This is a genomic window from Streptomyces platensis (assembly GCF_008704855.1).
In the GTDB taxonomy this organism is placed as follows: domain Bacteria; phylum Actinomycetota; class Actinomycetes; order Streptomycetales; family Streptomycetaceae; genus Streptomyces; species Streptomyces platensis.
Genome location: NZ_CP023691.1, coordinates 7,964,006 through 7,980,458 on the forward strand (window position 1 = coordinate 7,964,006; position 16,453 = coordinate 7,980,458).

15 protein-coding genes and 4 pseudogenes are annotated in these 16,453 nt (G+C 69.5%); 4 read left to right on the top strand and 15 right to left on the bottom strand.

Annotation, left to right across the window (positions count from 1 at the left end; translation table 11 throughout):
* Positions 1-8 precede the first annotated feature (8 nt).
* Complete coding sequence (locus tag CP981_RS35165; RefSeq protein ID WP_085922163.1) at positions 9-785, top strand: 2-keto-4-pentenoate hydratase; 777 nt, start codon at positions 9-11, stop codon at positions 783-785.
* Between the two features lie 12 nt (positions 786-797).
* On the opposite strand, the gene CP981_RS35170 is transcribed toward CP981_RS35165, so the two are convergent.
* The 6 genes from CP981_RS35170 to CP981_RS35195 form a co-directional block, all read right to left on the bottom strand.
* Positions 798-3,962: an AfsR/SARP family transcriptional regulator gene (locus CP981_RS35170; protein ID WP_158092601.1), complete on the bottom strand. Its 3,165-nt coding sequence runs from the start codon at positions 3,960-3,962 to the stop codon at positions 798-800.
* A 37-nt stretch (positions 3,963-3,999) separates the two neighbouring features.
* Entirely contained in the window at positions 4,000-4,557 is a 558-nt protein-coding gene (locus CP981_RS35175; protein WP_085922161.1) for a flavin reductase family protein, read from the bottom strand.
* Complete coding sequence (hpaB, locus tag CP981_RS35180) at positions 4,547-6,046, bottom strand: 4-hydroxyphenylacetate 3-monooxygenase, oxygenase component (RefSeq protein ID WP_085922160.1); 1,500 nt, start codon at positions 6,044-6,046, stop codon at positions 4,547-4,549. The genes CP981_RS35175 and hpaB overlap by 11 nt, the downstream gene beginning before the upstream one ends.
* Before the next feature lie 35 nt (positions 6,047-6,081).
* Positions 6,082-6,552, bottom strand: coding sequence for a RidA family protein (locus CP981_RS35185; protein WP_085922423.1), 471 nt, complete (start codon positions 6,550-6,552; stop codon positions 6,082-6,084).
* On the bottom strand, positions 6,542-7,135 hold the full coding sequence (gene nbaC / locus CP981_RS35190; RefSeq protein ID WP_085922159.1) for a 3-hydroxyanthranilate 3,4-dioxygenase: 594 nt from the start codon (positions 7,133-7,135) through the stop codon (positions 6,542-6,544). Before nbaC ends, CP981_RS35185 begins: the two co-directional genes overlap by 11 nt.
* Positions 7,136-7,316: 181 nt before the next feature.
* A complete protein-coding gene (locus tag CP981_RS35195) occupies positions 7,317-7,871 on the bottom strand; it encodes an ATP-binding protein (protein ID WP_085922158.1) in 555 nt (184 codons plus the stop codon).
* Positions 7,872-8,417: 546 nt separating this feature from the next.
* Here CP981_RS35195 and CP981_RS35200 point away from each other — a divergent pair.
* Complete coding sequence (locus tag CP981_RS35200) at positions 8,418-8,678, top strand: UDP binding domain-containing protein (protein ID WP_280117074.1); 261 nt, start codon at positions 8,418-8,420, stop codon at positions 8,676-8,678.
* Between the two features lie 121 nt (positions 8,679-8,799).
* Here CP981_RS35200 and CP981_RS35205 read toward each other — a convergent pair whose 3' ends face one another.
* Together CP981_RS35205 and CP981_RS35210 are read right to left on the bottom strand one after the other, a co-directional pair.
* Positions 8,800-9,558 (bottom strand): class I SAM-dependent methyltransferase, encoded by a 759-nt coding sequence (locus tag CP981_RS35205; protein ID WP_244329938.1) that lies wholly within the window; start codon positions 9,556-9,558, stop codon positions 8,800-8,802.
* A gap of 209 nt (positions 9,559-9,767) precedes the next feature.
* Positions 9,768-9,899: pseudogene (locus tag CP981_RS35210) on the bottom strand (helix-turn-helix transcriptional regulator); the annotation flags it as partial.
* A 292-nt stretch (positions 9,900-10,191) separates the two neighbouring features.
* Between CP981_RS35210 and CP981_RS35215 the strand changes: the two are divergent.
* Positions 10,192-11,562, top strand: coding sequence for an FG-GAP-like repeat-containing protein (locus tag CP981_RS35215; protein WP_244329940.1), 1,371 nt, complete (start codon positions 10,192-10,194; stop codon positions 11,560-11,562).
* Here the strand turns inward: CP981_RS35215 and CP981_RS39030 are convergent.
* From CP981_RS39030 to CP981_RS35245, 6 genes and pseudogenes are all read right to left on the bottom strand, one after another.
* Positions 11,552-11,818: pseudogene (locus tag CP981_RS39030) on the bottom strand (IS630 family transposase); the annotation flags it as partial. The gene CP981_RS35215 and the pseudogene CP981_RS39030 overlap by 11 nt on opposite strands.
* A gap of 289 nt (positions 11,819-12,107) precedes the next feature.
* On the bottom strand, positions 12,108-13,313 hold the full coding sequence (locus CP981_RS35225; RefSeq protein WP_244329941.1) for an erythromycin esterase family protein: 1,206 nt from the start codon (positions 13,311-13,313) through the stop codon (positions 12,108-12,110).
* Between the two features lie 102 nt (positions 13,314-13,415).
* Positions 13,416-13,700: pseudogene (locus CP981_RS39635) on the bottom strand (hypothetical protein); the annotation flags it as partial.
* Between the two features lie 9 nt (positions 13,701-13,709).
* Complete coding sequence (locus CP981_RS35235; protein WP_244329942.1) at positions 13,710-14,048, bottom strand: hypothetical protein; 339 nt, start codon at positions 14,046-14,048, stop codon at positions 13,710-13,712.
* 127 nt (positions 14,049-14,175) lie between these two features.
* Positions 14,176-14,532: a hypothetical protein gene (locus CP981_RS35240; RefSeq protein ID WP_085922152.1), complete on the bottom strand. Its 357-nt coding sequence runs from the start codon at positions 14,530-14,532 to the stop codon at positions 14,176-14,178.
* Positions 14,533-14,627: 95 nt separating this feature from the next.
* Positions 14,628-15,110, bottom strand: coding sequence for a hypothetical protein (locus CP981_RS35245; protein ID WP_208853026.1), 483 nt, complete (start codon positions 15,108-15,110; stop codon positions 14,628-14,630).
* Positions 15,111-15,724: 614 nt separating this feature from the next.
* Here CP981_RS35245 and CP981_RS38000 point away from each other — a divergent pair.
* Positions 15,725-15,895: a hypothetical protein gene (locus CP981_RS38000; RefSeq protein WP_158092600.1), complete on the top strand. Its 171-nt coding sequence runs from the start codon at positions 15,725-15,727 to the stop codon at positions 15,893-15,895.
* Between the two features lie 226 nt (positions 15,896-16,121).
* On the opposite strand, the pseudogene CP981_RS35250 reads toward CP981_RS38000, so the two are convergent.
* A pseudogene (locus CP981_RS35250) lies at positions 16,122-16,400 on the bottom strand (immunity 49 family protein); the annotation flags it as partial.
* Between the last annotated feature and the right edge of the window lie 53 nt (positions 16,401-16,453).

The window sequence follows — 16,453 nt, forward strand, 5'->3', positions numbered from 1 at the left end:
AGGTCGACATGAGTGAACGGACTCCCAGGGAAAGACTGGCCGCGCGGCTCGATGAGGCGGCCCGGCGGGGTGAGGTCACCTCGCAGCCCTCACAAGAGGCCCCGCTGAGCGTCGCGGAGGCGTACGCGGTGCAGGAGCTGGCCGTCGCCCGGCGGCTGGACCGCGGCGAACGACTGGTGGGGGTGAAGATGGGCTTCACCAGCCGGCAGAAGATGGCGCAGATGGGCGTGGACGAGGTCATCTGGGGCCGTTTGACCAGCGCCATGCTGGTTCCGGAGGGCGACCGGATCGCGCCGGACCACTACATCCATCCGCGGGTCGAGCCCGAGGTCGCGTTCCTGATCGGACAGGACATATCTGTCGGCGCACCCCCGGAGACGATCGCCTCGGCGGTGACCGCGGTCGCCCCCGCCTTGGAGATCATCGACTCGCGGTACGCGGACTTCCGCTTCACCCTGGCGGATGTGGTGGCCGACAACGCCTCCGCGGCCGGATTCGTCCTCGGCGCCTGGCGGCCCGTGCCGCCGTCGCTGGACTGCCTCGGTGTGCTCCTGGAGGTGGACGGCCGGCTCGCCGAGGCCGGGGCCACCGCGGCGATCCTCGGGGACCCATGGCGTTCGCTGGTCGCCGCGGCACAGCTGACCGGTCGGGCCGGGATGCCGCTGCGGGCGGGGTGGGTGGTACTCGCCGGCGGTGCCACCGCGGCCGTTCCGCTGGGCCCGGGGGCGCAGGTGCGGACGGTGATCGAGTCACTTGGTTCGGCGTCGGTGGGGGTCGCGCCGTAGGGGGTGTCCGCCTCAGCTCTCCACGGCCTTGACGGCGCGCTTCACGTCGTCGGCCAGCCAGGCCGGAGTGGGCATCCCCGTCTCCTCGCGGATCTGCCGTGCCCGGGCCAGCAGGCCGGCGGCGCGCTGCCGGTCGGTCCGGCAGACCGCCCGGGCCAGGGCTTCGAGACCCATGGCCAGCAACCAGGGGTCGTGCACCGACTCGCCGGTGGTGACGGCGCCCTCGAAGCACTCCCGCGCCTGCGCCGTCTTCCCGAGATCGACCAGCACCAGGCCCAGACAGATACGGGACATCCCCGCCTCCCTGGACAGGGCCATGCGCTCATAGGACTCCAGCGCGCTGGTGTGCAGGGCACCGGCCCGTTCCAGATCCTTCTCGGCGCGCACGAGGATGCCCAGACTGTTACGGGCACTGGCGGCGGGCTCCTCGGCACCGACCCAGGCAGCGGTGTTCAACGACTCGTGCAACAGGTCACGGGCGGCGTCCGGCTCGCCGCGGAGGACGGCCAGCCGTCCCAGGTCGGCCAGCCGTGCCGCGACCATCTCCGCCAGCCCGAGGCGCCGGGCCAGGGCGAGCCCCTCGTCGGCGAGCGCCGTCGCCTCCTCGTAGCGGCCGCGGCATTCACTGACCGCACCGAGGCGGAACAGCGCGCGCAGCACTCCCCATTGGTCGCCGCTGCGGCGGTAGTGCGTCAGGGCGTCGGTGAACAGCTCGGTGGCGCGTTCCCCATGGCCCTGCCAGAAGGCACCGAGTCCGGCGACGAGGTACGAACTCGCCAGCACCCAGTGGTCGGTGTCCTCGTCCAGCCCGTCGAAGGCACGGGCGATATGGGCTGCGGCCTCCTCGTGCTCCCCCTGGCGCATCAGCGCGTGCGCCAGAAAGGCCGAGGCGAGGGCGAGATCGGAGTCGGAGCTGCCGGCCGCGGTCCCGACGTCCAGGGCCCTGCGGCCGAGGCGCACGGCGGCACCGAGGTCGTGTGCGTTCTGCGCGAGATGGGACGCCCAGGCGAGCGCGAGGGCATGGACCGTGGGCGAGGTTTCGCGGCCGTCCAGCTCCAGGGCGGCGAGGAGTCGCCGGGTGCCGCTCTGATGCTCGGCACGGATCCACCAGTACCAGGCGAGTGCGCCCGCCATCCGCTGCGCCGGCTCGGCCTCCTCCCGTCCGAGCAGCCAGTCCAGTGCGGTGTCGAGATTTCCCGTCTCGCGTTGCAGGGTGGCGAGCCAGACGGGCTGTTCGGGCCCCCGGACCGCCCGGCCGCCCTCCTCGGCGACCGCGAGGAAGTACGCGGCGTGCTGGTCCCGTACCTTGCCGTAGTCGCCGGTGGCATGCAGCCGTGCGGTGCCGTACTCCCGGATCGTCTCCAGCATCTCGAAACGCGCCTGGTCGCCCGTGGCCACTTCGGCGGTGACCAGGGACTTGTTGACCAGGCGGTCGAGGCAGTCCCGCACGGCCGCCGGGGCCGTCTCCGGCAGGTCGGCGCAGACCGCCGCCGCTGCGTCCACGGTGAATCCGCCCGAGAACACCGAGAGCCGGTCGAGGACCGCCCGCTCCGCCGGGGACAGCAGCTCGTAGCTCCAGTCGACCATCGCCGCCAGGGTGCGGTGGCGCGCGGTCACGGTGCGGGAACCTCCGGTCAGCAGACTGAAGCGGTCGGCCAGGTCGTGGGTGATCTCCGTGGGTGACATGGTCTTGGTGCGGGCGGCGGCGAGTTCGATCGCCAGCGGAACGCCGTCCAGTCGCCGGCAGATCTCCGCGGCCTGTACGGCGTTCCCTTCGGTGAGGCGGAAGCCGGGACTGACGGCACGGGCGCGCTCCTCGAAGAGCTGTACCGCTTCGTAACCGGCGATGGCCTCGGGGTCCTCCTCGGCGGGACCCGGGTAGCGCATGGGCGGTACGGGCAGCTGCATCTCCCCGGGGACCCCGAGCGGCTCCCGGCTGGTGGTGACGATGCGCAGCCGTCCGCAGTCCCGCAGCAGTGCTTCCGCCAGCTCGGCGACCGTCTCGACGAGGTGTTCGCAGTTGTCCAGCACCAGCAGCAGCTGTTTGTCCCGGAGGTATTGCCGCAGACGCTCGACGGCGGGCCGAACGGTGCCCGGAGCGGGCGCCGCCTGCATGGTGGTGGACGGTTGCGACCTGACGTCGAGTGCCTGGAGGACCGCGCCGGCCACCCGGTCCGGTTCGGAGACCGGCGCCAGTTCCACCACCCACACGCCGTCGGGCAGCGCCAGGCCGGCGGCGTCGGCCGCTTCCAGGGCCAGGCGGGTCTTCCCGGTCCCGCCGGCCCCGGTCAGGGTGACCAGCCGCCAGGAACGGATGAACTGCCGCACCTGGTCGAGCAGGTCGCGACGTCCGACGAAGCTCGTCAGGGGCGCTCGGAGATTGCCCGTGGTGCGCGCGGCCGGGGCCGCCGCCGGGGCGGCCGGGGAGGAGGCGGGCCCGAGCAGGCCCGCGTCGTGGATCAGGATCCGCTGCTCCAGCCGCTGGAGTTCCTCGCCAGGGTCGACCGCCAGCTCGTCGACGAGGTGGGCGCGGGTCTGCCGGAACACGCGCAGGGCTTCGGCCTGGCGGCCGGCGCGGTACAGAGCGGTCATGAGCAGGGCGCAGAAGCGCTCCCGGAGCGGGTGTGCCTCGGTGAGAGCGGACAGCTCCGGGATGACCTCGGCATGGCGGCCCACGGCGAGGTCCGCCTCGATGCGGCTCTCCAGAGCGATGAGCCGCAGCTCGTCGAGCCGGCCGGCTTCGCTCCGGGCGAAGCCCATGTCCAGGACATCGGCCAGGGCGGGACCGCGCCAGAGGGCGAGCGCCTCGGACAGGGTGGCGGCAGCGGCCGTCGGCTCACCGGACCTCTGAGCCGTGCGTCCGGCCGCCACCAGGGCCTCGAACCGGTAGACGTCGACGTCTTCGCGGTCCACGTCCAGCCGGTAGCCACCGCTCGCGGTCACGATCCGCTTGCTGCCCAGCAGCGCCCGGAGCCGCGAGATCTGAGCCTGGATCGTGTTCGCCGGGTGTGAGGGCGAGTCCTCGCCCCAGACCTCGGCGAGGATGCGGTCGGTCGAGACCACCATTCCGCTGTGCAGCGCCAGCAGGGCGAGCAAGGTCCGCTGCCGCGGCCCTTCGAGCGGAACCAGTCGTTCTGCCTCGTGGACTTCCAGCCGGCCGAGCAGCTGAACTCGCATGCGAAAAGGGTAACACCGCCGGTCAGCGGCCCCTTTGTCACGCGGCATGGCTTCCGTCAGCACCGTCCGCGTCAAGCAGCGGCCGGTCGCGGTAGCGGTCCACCCGGCCGGGTGGCGCGAGGAGCGGTGCGGGGGACAGCTCGCGGAATTCGCGGTCGAAGTACAACAGCGGCAGCCCCTCCTGCACATGGACGCTCTCGACCTCGCCGACGAGGATGCTGTGGTCGCCGGCGTCGTACCGGGCGGATGCCCGGCAGACCAGAGTGGCCAGCGCGCTGGAGAGGACGGGAACTCCGCTTTCGGTGCGGAATCCGGCCCGCGCGAACTTGTCGGCGCCGGCCGTCGCGAACCGCAGGGCGAGCGTGCGGTGCTCCGGCCGCAGCACGTTGATCGCGTACCGCTCGGCCCCGCGCAGCAGGTCGTGGGAGCGTGCCGACACCGCCGGACAGAACAGCACCAGTGGCGGCGACAGGGACACGGAACAGAAGGCGCTGGCGGTGATGCCCCAGGCCTCGCCGTCCGCGTCGGTGGTGGTCACAATCGTCACGCCGCTGGGGAAGGTGCCCAGCGCCCGGCGGAAGGAGTCAGCGTCCATCACGGGCCCCCGAAACGGTGTCCCGCTGCCCCTCGGCGAAGCCGTCCGGGCGGCCGAGGAGGTCGAAGATCCTCCTGGTGAGGGGTTCCTTGTCGTACGCCTGGAACAGCATGCTCGCCACTCGTTCCGGCGCGCCGAAGAAGAAGCGCTCGTAGAGCGCCTGCCGGGCGCCGAAGCCCGATACGGCGACGTCCTGGGCGAGTCGGAACAACCCGATGCGCTGTGGGGATTCGAGGTTCTCCAGAGCGAAGTAGGTCTCGATGTCACCGGCGATTGCCGAGGTCAGGTCGGCTTGCGCGGGGGTGGCCATCAGCGAGCTGGAGCCGAGGAGCTGGACCAGCTCGACCAACCGCTGGTACTGCTGCGGGAAGACGTTGCGGGCGGCGTCCAGCGGCATCCGGTCCGGCGTCATCGTGCCCCACTGGTCGGGCCTGGCGTTGGCCTCGCTCGCGGTCAGGCAGGCCTTCATCAGTTCCACCACACACATCGCCTCGGCGATCTGCGCCTGTGTCTGCGGGGCGCGGTCACGCTGGTTGGCCGAGGTCATGGCGCACAGCAGCCCCACCATGAACTCGGCTTTCGCGATGTTCTTGCAGACGACCTGGTGCATCATGTGGATCAGTGAATTTGTCGCGGAATGCACCGAGTTGCACGAGGACGGGTCCTCCAGGAGGAAGATCCGCTCCCAGGGGACCTCGACATCGTCGAACACGACGACGGCGTCCATCTCCTCGAACCGCGCGGAGAGCGGGGCGTCGAAGACCGGCCGGCCCGTGTCGTAGCTGTCCCGGCACAGAAAGCGCAGGCCCGGGGTGGCGCAGGGCACGGCGAACGCGAAGGCGTAACGGGTCGACGACGGGTCGTCCTTGAGCGAGGTGGACGGGAACACCAGGAGTTCGTCGGCCAGCGGGCCGAGCGTGGCGAGAAGTCGCGCCCCGCGCACCACGATGCCGCGGTCGGTGTGCCGGACGATCTGGAGGGCGACCTGTGAGCTGGGGATGCCCTGATCGGTGAGCCGCCGGTTGACCGACGGATTCACCAGGGTGTGGGTGAGCACGACGTCGTTCTCCCGCAGATGGCGGAAGTACGCCTGGATGTTCCGGCCGAACTCGGGGTTGACCGCGGTGAAGAACTCCGAGGCCGAAGCCAGCGCCATGACCGAGGAATTGAGGTAGTCGGGCGTGCGTCCCAGCATTCCGCCACTCCATCGTGCGCTTTCCAGGAAGGCGGCGGAACGCTTGCCCAGATCATCCCGCGTCTCGGGGCGCAGGAAGGACATTCCGACGTGCTCACCGGACTCGGGGGAGGGAAAGGTGAGAACGTCCCGTAGCTCCGCTTCGTGCTGCCGGCCGAGCCAGCCGCCGAGCGAACTCGCCCCGCGGCGCAGGGCGGGGTGGGAGGTGACGTCCTTGACCGATTCCCCGCCGATCCAGACCTCTCTGCCGTCCCTGAGGCCCTGGAGATATTCCTGTGCAGTGCGCGCACCCATGTGATCGATCCTCCTTCGTTGCTGCGTGGGATGTATTACCGCGAGCCCTCGGCCGGACTGAAGGCGATGACCTTCATCTCGATCAGGAGGTGCGGGTGCGGGAGTTGATGGACGGCCACGGTGGTACGGGTGGGGCCGTCGAAATCGAAGAACTCCGCATAGGTCTCGTTGTATCCAGCGAAGTCGTTCATGCTGACCAGGAAACTGGTGACATCGACGATGTCGGTGAGCCCCGATCCCTCGGCGCTCAGTATCCGGGCGATGTTCTCGATCACCGCGCGGGTCTGTGCGCGGATATCCAGCGTCACCGTGCCGAACTCATCGGATTCCGCACCGATATGTGTGTTGTCCGCGCGGCGTGAACTGATGCCCGAGACGAAGACGAAGTCGCCGACCCGCCGGACATGCGGATACCTGCCCCGCGGCACCGCCTGATCGGCGACGACGCCCCGGCTGTCCTGACCGTGCCTTCCCTGACCATCGTCATTTCCCTGACTACGCGCCATGGCCACGCTCTCCCTTCCGGCTACGGCCGCCTTCCGCGGCACTTCGGGGCATCACGAACGGCCCGGCGACCTCGTGCACGGCGCCGCAGTTCGCACAGGTCCGCAGTTCCGCGCTGCCGTTGAACCGTTCGATGGCGGCCTTGACCTGGACCTCGATGTCCGACAGGCCGAACCATGTCTCGTTGAGCCGGTCCCCGCAGCCTTTGCAGTACCAGAGGATGCAATCGGGCTCCTGCTCGGTGCGCACCCGCTGGATGACCGCTCCCCAGGTCCCGGCGGGCCGCAGCGGGCAGTGCGGCACCATCGCGGGCATCAGAAAGACATCGCCTTCGCGGACGGTCACGCTCTCGATGAATCCGTTCTCGTCCCGATAGTCGACACGAATGTCCCCGGTGAGCTGATAGAAGATTTCATCGCTCGGGCTGATGTGGAAGTCGTTGCGTGAGTTGGGCCCGTGGGACACCATGAAAATGAATTGCGATCCCTCCTTCCACAACTCCCTGTTTCCCACGGGCGGTTGAAAGTGATCGATGTTGTCGCTTATCCAGCGCCGCAGGTTGAGAATGACCGGAGACACCGCCATGTTCGACCTCCCATTCGGGGTCAGCAGCCCGCCGGCCCCTCGGTGACCGGTGCAGGGCGAGCACGACCTGATACGCCTATCGTCAGGATCGGCCTGAGAAAGCGCTGACGCGGCACTGACATGTGACTGACGACGTGGAGTCCCCCGGCCGACGGGCTCGACCCGGTTGCCGCAGGTCCCGTCAAAGACGCAGAGCCGCGCACACCCGACGCCCCGCCGTGGTGTGGTGCACCTCGGTCCACTCCGTGAGGAACTCGATGATCGCCAGACCGCGTCCGTGCTCATCGCTGTCCGTGTCGTCCCGGGAATGGGGCACCGCGGCCCCGGAGTCGGCGACCGAGACCACGAGGATGTCCCCGACCCGGCTCAGGACGACCGTGGTGTCGGCGTGGCCGTGCTGGACGGCATTCACCGCGAGCTCGTCGAGGACCAGCACGGCGGAGTCCCGCGCCGTTCCCGCAACGCCCCAGCGGCTGAGCACCTGCGTCGCGAAGTCGCGGCAGGTCCGCACGAACGGCTCGCGCGAGGGCCCGGCCAGCACGGCCCGGGGAGCGGTCCTCCCGACGTGGTCCACGGCCCGCAACGGCCGGGCCGGAGCGCGCTGCGCCGGGGGCGACGCCCGGCCGCATTCCCAACGGACGGCATCGAGCGCGGAGCCGTCCACGCGAAGTGCTGTGTTCACCGTGTCACTCATCTCCCCCGCCTCCCAGTACTCGTGCTCCTTGGATGCGGACACGAGCAATCCTTCAGCGGTGGGCTGACGCGCCCCTTACCGTGCGCTGACATGCGGGCAGCGCCCCTGCGGGTGGCATCACAGCGGCATACACGGGGCGCCGGCGCTTCGATGCCTCACCCTTCGCATCTGTGTGAACACAGTGCGGCAGGAGGGCTTGGCTGCCTGAGCGACGCCAGGGGCCACGATTCCGCTGCGCCGCTCGCGACGGTTCAGCCCCGGCCGGTGCAGACCCCGCTTCCCAGGCGGGGCCGGCCGATCACGCCGCCCACACTGGTCACGGTCCCCCTGACTCGCCGGTCGAGGTCGGCTGGGCACGACTCGACCGAGGCCGGGTCGGTCACATTCAGCGCCCAGACCTCGACGGTGACTCCGGCTTCCTCGGCTGCCGTCCGCAGTGCGCCCCCTTTTGGGGGTGGCGCGCCTGGTGGAGATCACGTGCCAGCCGTTTTGCGCGGCGGCGACGGCAGTGGCCAGAGGAGCCGGAGGCGGTGCAAGCACCTTGACCGACGAGTGGACCTTGCCGGGTGACGGACGTTCAGTACGCGCATCAGGCCGGCCGACGCCGCCCCGTGGAAGGCGACCGCGCGCCACTCCACTCCTGCCGAGACCATGCTCGGTGCGGACGCCGCCATCGTGGTGACGGAGTGGCCGGAACTCAAGACCGTCGACTGGTCCGCAGCGGGCCGCTGCATGCGCCGCCGGCTCCTCTTCGACGGCCGGAACGTCCTCGACCCCCACGCGATGGCCTCTGCCGGCTTCACCTACATGAGCGTCGGCCGCGCCACGGTCCTCCCAAATGTCAAGTGATGTCCCGCCTCGCGGTGGAGCGGGGAATCGAAGTCCTGCGTTCTGAGCTTGGGAATCAGGGTGCTTTCGGGCGTCTCATGCTTTCCTGAACAGGGAGAACGCTCTGAGGCTGACCGCCGGGTCATGGCATGGGTCGTTGTGCGGTGACCGTGAAGTAGTCGAGGGTGCCTTCACGGTAGGCCCGCAGGAAGTTGCGAGGCCAGGTGCCGGGCTCCCACATGCGAGCCAGCCAGCGGTCCCAGCCCGGCCATACCGACGCCCCGATCGCGGTGGCGCGGACCCCGGTCAGACCGGCCCGTTCGAGGCTGCCGGTGAGCTGCGGGATGGTGTGTGCGACGTCCAGGCCGGTGCTGTAGGTGTCGAGCAGTTCGGCCAGCCGCTCGGGTCCGGCCAGGTCGGCGTCGGGGACGAAGAAGCTGGCGATGACGGCGCGGCCGCCGGGCCGCAGCACGCGTGCGGCCTCCTGGGCGAACGCGTCGAGGTCACGGAAGTGCTGGGCGGCTTCCACGCTGTACAGGCAGTCGAACTCTCCCTCCGCGAACGGCATGCTTTCGGCTGCTCCGTGTGCGAAGCGCAGCTGTTCGGGGCGGCGGGCCAACAGATCGGCGTTGGTTTGTTCAGCCCGCTTGAGCTGCTGCGGATGGATGTCCATGCCGGTGACGTGCGCGAAGCCGTACTCCTCGAGCGCAACGGCGCAGCCGACCCCCAGACCGGATCCGACCTCCAGGACCCGCGGCCCCTCTACGGGCGCCAAGGCGGCGAGCACGTGGCGGTACATGGCCTGTTGGCTGCTGATCCGGTCGTCTTCGGTCAGCGGCCGGCCGAGGTCGATGTCCTGCCAGTAGCCGAAGTTGATGAACCCCCCACCGAACAGGGACATCGAGCTGAGATCCGTCGGACCGTACGCTTCCTGTACTGCGGGCGAGATCGGGTACGGGGTCGCCCCGGGACACTGTGTCATCTGCACCTCCGCGATGTAGAGTGCGCCGCCACGGGGGCGACCGCATACCCAGTACTACCCATCAGCAGCCCGACCAGCGTCAGAGTCCCTTCGACGCGAGGTGACCGACGTCAGGGACCAGTCGCTCCTACCATGGTGTACACCGTCCCCTCGACGACGTCGGCGAAGCTGAGCTCGTTCAGCTGACGGGTGATGGCGTACCCGTAGGTCTCCTCGCCGTCGATGATTTCGAGCCCGCACCCTTCGAGATGTTGCAACAGCCGGGCTTCTTACCGGACCGCATGTCCTGAGTCGGCGGTGCCGCCGCCGGCCGTCTACAACCATTGGCCCATGTGGTGTGTCGTGTGTGGCAAGTGGTGTCGGCATCGAAGCCGGCGAGGACGGCTGTGGCCGAGCACATGGCGAAGCTGGCCATGTCACCTTTCGGATCAGGGAGTTCCGTTGCACAGAACCGTTGCGTTATCCGCCGTGCTCATCACGGTCGCCGCTGCCGTCGTTGTCTCAGGTCCGGCATCCGCAGCCGCGCCTTACAAGGGCGCGAATACAGCGGCGGTGCAGGAAGACTTCAATGGCGACGGATACCGCGATCTGGCCGTGGGGGCACCGGGTGCGGCCAACGGCGCGGTGGAAGAGGCCGGCGCCGTGGTGGTGCTGTACGGGTCCGCCGCCTCGGTGAGCCCCGCCCGCCGCGCCGTGATCACTCAGGACAGCCGGGGGGTACCGGGTGAGCCGGAAGCGTTCGACGGTTTCGGCGCGTCGGTGGCGAGTGCGGACATCGACCGCGACGGCTATGCGGACCTGCTGATCGGTGCGCCCCACGAGGCCGTGGACGGCAAAGACGCCCGCGGTTCGGTGACCGTGGTGTGGGGTGGGCCATCCGGGCTGACGGGTGGCGCGACGATCAACCCGGTCGCACAGTTCGGCCGGAACCAGACCCTCTGCGGCTTCGGAATGGGCCTGGCCACGGGAGACATGAACGGTGACGGATCCCCGGAAGTGACCGTCGCATCGCGCTGCGAAGCCGCCTCCTACTCAGGGCCCTTCAGCCGTACCGGCCAGGCCGCCTCGCAGTACCGCGAATGGCGCTTCGGCGCACGCGGGGCGGTCATGGGCGATGTCAATGGCGATGGCCGGGCGGAGCGGTTCTGGCTGCCCGGACCGACGGGCGGCGACCACCGCGGCCCAGTCCTCCTCGACCGCGGCCCGGTGGACTCCTCCGACCCCATCAAGAATTCGCCGCTCAAGCTGCCCTCTGCCGACGGTCACACCGGCCGGATCGGGGATGTCAACGGCGATGGCTACGGCGACTTGATCACCGGCATCGCGGATGACGGAACCGTCGACGGGGAGCGCGGCGCCCACAAGGGAGGCGAGATCAACGTCCTTTACGGCAGCGCCCACGGCATCACCGTCGATCAGCAACCCCGCATCTTCCACCAGGGCACCCCCGGCATCCCCGGCGCCGCGGAAGTCGCTGACCGCTTCGGGCAGTCACTGAGCACCGGCGACATCAATGCCGATGGTTATGACGACGTTCTGGTCGGCGTGCCCGGCGAGGCCATCGGCGACCGCGCCTTCGCCGGCGGCGCCGTCGTCCTGTACGGCTCCGCTGCCGGCCTGACCACAGACAAGTCCACCGCCTACTCCCAAGACACCCCCGGCATCTCCGGAAATGCCGAAACGGACGACGGATTCGGCAGCGCCGTTCACCTCGTCGACCTCAACAAGGACGGCAAGGCGGAATCAGTCGTGGGCATTCCCAGCGAAAACAACGACGGCTGCATCTGGATCGCCCGCGGCACCCCAACCGGCCCCGCCACCAACGGATCGTCCAGCCTCTGCGGCACCGCCACCGGCCTCACTCTCCGCGGCCCGCACGGCCTCTTCGGCGCCGCACTACCCGGCGCCCAGGTCACCTTCTGAGACCACGCCCCAGTGGCCTGCTTGGAGATGCGTCGGCAGTAGCGACTTTGTCGAGGATCTCGTCGGCGGTCTTGGTCCAGATAAAGGGGCCGGGGTGCTCGTTCCAGTAGGCGAGCCAGGTCCGGATGTCGCGTTCGAGTGCCTGGACGGAGCAGTGGACACCTCGCTTGAGTTTCTTCTGTGTGGGCTCGGCGAACCACCGCTCCACCAGGCTCAGCCAGGACGAACTTGTCGGAGTGAAGTGAAGATGGAAGCGTCCGGCCGAGCCGCGGCCCAAGGGGAGAAGTGCGGCCGAGGACTGGTGCTATGCCTGCTCGTACTCGACGTCGGTGCTCTCGCAGCCGGCAGCGATCTGGCGCGGGGCGTCGCGTTCGCCTCGGTCGACGGTCAGGGACCAGCGGGGCGGTCCTGGGCCCCCTGCTCGCAACCAGCCAGAGCCGGGCCGCGCACCGTACCTCCTCAGCCGGATCTGCTTCCCGTCTGAGCAGGCGCCCTCTGGAGAGGACCGCCCCGACTGACAAACGCTCACAACAGCCTCTAAGGTCTCAGCGCTGCACGCGCTCCAGCCAGTGCGCGGCACGGGCCTCGTGGACGTGGGCGAGCACGTCGAACGCGGCGGTGAGGGAGGCGACGCGCAGATAGGCGTCCGCGTCCTGCGCCGGGTCGTACACCCCGCTGATGACCCGCATCTTCGCCGGGCCTGCCCAGTGGCGGTGTGCGTCTTCCCCGTGCTCCCCGTTCGCGTCGTGCTCCCCGCGCAGATCCAGCCAGTGCGCGGGTGTGTCTGCCCGGCCGAGCTCGGCGTCCAGGAAGTCCGCAGGCGGCTCCGGGATGGTGACGACCCCCAGGTCCCCGTGGTGGAAGCCGATCGCCACCGCGACGTACCCCGCCCCGTAGCGGGCGCGCAGCTCGCTGCCGACGCTGGGCATCAGGGTGCCGTCGGAGACCGTCCCGAGGCGGAACGGAGCCGCCGAGGTGTGTGCGATGCCGTCCCAGAAGACCATGCGCAGGCCCGTCCGACGCTGGTGTCCGGCCAGCATGTCGGCCGCCGCGTCGTCCTCGCCGCCGAAGCTACCCCGCCCGGCGACGCTCTGATCGTGGAAGTCCACGATCAGACGCATCCGCGCAAGCACGGCCTCGCTCCCCTTCGCCGTCGGCAGGGACTTGAGCAGCGCGAGCGCATCCCGCGCGTGCTCGGCGAACGGGCGTCCCGGGTGGACCCCTTGGGCCCGCTGGACGTGCTCGTCGAGGTCGTGCGCGGTCCTGATCGGCTCCAGGTGCGCGGTCAGCTCCGGCAGCCGGTCCGGGGCGAGGGCGCGGACGTGGCCGAGCACGGCGTCGTAGTCCTCGTGCTGCGCCTGCGCGGGCTTCGTGCCGACGATCTGGACCGGGTCGTCCGGGTGGTCGCGGTTGAACGCCCGGATCCAGCGGAGCGCCGCGGCCGTCTCCGCGGTGCGCCACGGGCGCCACGAGGCGTCGAGCGCGCTCTCGGCGGAGCCCTCGCCGGTGCGTACGTAGCGGTCCAGGCGGTCGACGGCCCCGGCGTGCTCCTGCAACGCAAGGAGGCGGAAGCCGTGCCGGGTGACCAGGCGGCGGAACAGCTGGTCCTGGAGGCTGGAGATTTCGCGGGAGAAGCGGGTGGACCCGCCGATGCCGACGATCGTGGCGCCGGTGGCGATCCGGGCGGCGAGTCCGTCGAGGGAGTCGGTGGAGAAGGGGAGCGCGGAGGCGTGGGCGATGTCGTGGTCCATGCCCTGCACTCTCATACATCAAGTTGAGTTGAGGTCAAGCGCCCTGTAAGCCAGGCGGCCAGTCAGACGGCTCGCCCGGCGCCGCCGACGCCGGCCCCAGTCGCTCCCACGACTCCCCTGGTGGACACGGCACACCGTGGCGTCCACGCTCACCACGCTCCAGTCGATCCGGCCATCGGCGTCAGCGTCGGCCTGGACGGCCCTCAGGACCTTCTCCCACGTGCCGTCCGCTTCGCCCGCGCCCGCAACGAGATCCGCTGACCGACCCCGGGCAGCCCGCCCGAACACCAGCCTCGACCAGCTCGAACTGCCCCGGCGCCCACGAGGACAAGCCGCGGCTCGCGAAGCCGCGCGCGCAGGACCACCGCAGCCTGACCGCCACGGCAAGAGACAGCGTCACCACAGGTGCAGGAAGCTCCGGACCCCCTCGGCCCGCACAGCCGGCGACGCCGCCAGCGCCAGGGCTTCATCACTGAGACGCCCGAAGCGTCGAGCGGTGTGTCCCAGGCACAGGCCGGCCAGCCCGAGCAACGGACTCCCCGACACAGCCCGCATCCCGACCTGCACACACCAGTGCTCGACGAAGTCCCCGTCGTCGTCGTTCTTCGCGGTCCCGACCAGGACTCCCGCCGCCTCACTCTCCGCCGAGCGGTCACGCAGAGCCCGCTCCAACGTCTCGACCACCACCTCGTGAGACCACGCAGGAGGGTTCTCGAAGCTCAGATGAGAATGCACCCCGCGAGACTACGCACAGCGCATTCATCAGCCACCTGCTGCCGCCCCGGCCCACGGGACGAGGCGAACGTTGCTTGATGCGGCACTAGCGAGCCGTTGGGGAGCTCGTGGCCGACCGGCCAAGGCGTCAAGGCCTGAGCTTGTTCAGCTGAGGATCGAAGCAGACCAGTCCCATGGACTGCGCAACGTCTGCGGCGAAGGCGGAGGCTTCCTCAGCCATGCTCCATCGCATCGGAAAATAGATCAGTGGACCCCTGGCCTCGCCGATCAACGGCCCGGTCGACCACGGCGAGGTGTCGTCCTCGTCCTCGGTCAGATCACACCAGCGCTCAAGGAGCGCGGCGACATAGGCCGCGATGCGCTCAGTCGGAGGCGGGCCTACCTCCGCGTCAATGAGGCGCTCGTAGAGGTCATTGAAGGTCCGACCGGCGATCTTGCCATCTGCTGGTCTCTCGCCTTCCCAGACGGCCAAGTCGTAACTCATGCCCGCGAGGCTCCCACATCACACTGACAACCAGCCGTGAGCGGCTGGAGCCGACTGCCGACTGCCGACTGCCGACAGCCAGAGGACGCAGCGTCTTAAGAGGTACTGGAAGAGACCCAGTCACCGTTGCTTCGATGGCGGTCCAGTCCCACGGCCTCGAATTCGTCCTCGCCCAGGCTTCTCCTCGCGCCGAGTCGCCGAAGAGCCTGAGAAATCGGGCTGACTACACGGGAGAAGCGCCTCCTCGTCGGCTCATCCACCGGCCCCAATGCCAGTTTCCCGTCAGCCCAGACCACGGCTCGTTGTTCCCCGACGCCCCCAAAGTACTCGGCTTCGACATAGGCGACCGGCCCTGCGGCGGACCACTGCGCGAGCAGCCTCTCGAACCCTCCCGGGAGGCGCCAGAACCCCAGAGCCCCCACGGCGCTGCCGTCCACAACGGCATCGAGGACCTCATCCGTCATCGGCATCAGCGACAGGCCCTGGCGAAGAGGCGCAACCCGGCTGCCAGGAACGTCCCGTGACACGGCACGCAGCAACTCGTCTCCCGCGATCACTGCCTGCAATTCGTAACCCACCCTGCGCCCTCCCTCACCGATTGGAGAGCTCATCTTGACTGACTCACCCCGGGCGAACCCGCATGCCTACCCACCGTTCGCCAGCGCGGTCCTGCCAAGGCAGCCTTCGGCGCACGCCCGAACCGCTCCCTTGGTCGCGGCTGCCGTATCGGGGGAATCCACCGGCTCTACCTGCGGCTCTTCCGGCTCACCTCCGCCTCCGCGGAGAGCACCGCGTACCGCCCGAGCAGGCATCGCCCTTCGGCGGCTCACCTCCGCCTCCGCGGAGAGCGCAGCGCAGCACTCGAACCCGCCATGGCTCCGGCCCCACGCGTCGCGTGACACGATCTGCCGGGCCCGATACAGATATCATGATCATCGAGTCGAGCATCTGGAGCGCTTCGCAGCCTCTCGCCGAACTGACACCCGGTACGACATCACACCGGACGGGCCCAACAGCTTCGTCTCCACGGCTGCGTCGGCGGAGCTGAACCCCGCTGACATCTGGGCCGCGGCATCGGCCCCGACGATTTGGCTACCCACGCAGCATCCAGAAGTGCGTCGGCCGCCGGCACGACCACGCTAGCCATCACAGCCCGACCACCGCTTACAGCCGTAGAACACCAAGGAGCCTCATGCCCCCCTCAACACCGCAGCCGCACAACACGATCGCTGCCAATCTCCCTCGCCCGGCGAAGCCCGACTACAGCAACGTCTTCATCGAACCCATCTACGCGAACAGCTTTAGCGAAGTCGCCCCGGAGGACGATCTCGACGTGCCTGCCACCTCCCGAGTCGACCGCTGACGACCTTGGGTGCAGAACGGCAGCTCACGGTCCACCTCCGCCTCCGCGGAGAGCACGTCCAGCGCCCGATAGGCGAGGGCGCGAAGGTCGGCTCACCTCCGCGGGCGGAGGGGAGCAGCGCCCTGCTCCCCTCCGATGTACGGGTGGGCAGCCAGCGCGCCAGCAGCTGCGCGGCCTGGCCGGCGCTCGTCCCGGCCGGCCGGGACCGCGGGGGCCCTTGGAGCCGCTACGCGCCGCGCGCAGCCGAGGCCGCCCGTAGCAATCCCTGCGGCAGATAAGGGGATTCGACCTGGATGTGCCAGCCCCTGCGGCGCGCGTGGCACGCCAGGGCCAAGATATCGAGGTCGGTAGCGGCGTCACAGGAGTCCGCGCGGTCGGCCACCTGGTAGTGGTCACGGTGGGCTTCCAGGGCGTCGGCCAGAGCGAGGTTGAAGCTTTCCTCGTCGCCCTCGACGAGCTGGGAGAAGAGGACCGTGGGCGGCGGGAAGAACCCCCGGTCCCTGGCCATCTTAAGAGTCAAGGGCGGCTTACCCTGATTCGACGAGAACTACAGCACAC